This is a genomic window from Ochrobactrum sp. SFR4 (genome assembly GCF_019730395.1).
In the GTDB taxonomy this organism is placed as follows: Bacteria; Pseudomonadota; Alphaproteobacteria; order Rhizobiales; family Rhizobiaceae; genus Pseudochrobactrum.
On record NZ_JAAPBB010001245.1, the window covers coordinates 1 to 242 of the forward strand.

A 242-nucleotide genomic window follows, 5' to 3' on the forward strand; every position below is an offset into this window, starting at 1 on the left:
CCATACGGACGGATGATCCAGCGCAGCACCAACAAGATTAGGCGCACGATGGCCGAACTTGCTCATCGCATTGAACAGATGGGTCACGCCACGCGCACCGGCATCAAAACGCGCCATCGCCATTTCATAAGTGCTGTCGCTATGGCCGATACTGACAATCACGCCGCCTTCAGCCAGTTCACGCACCTGCTCCGGTGTCACCTGTTCGGCAGCCATTGTCACCAACAGACAACCGATTTTCT

The 242-nt window shown here is 56.2% G+C and carries 1 pseudogene; it reads right to left on the reverse strand.

Annotated features, from left to right (window positions below):
- A pseudogene (locus tag HBA93_RS23000) lies at nt 1-242 on the reverse strand (N-acetylglucosamine-6-phosphate deacetylase); the annotation flags it as partial.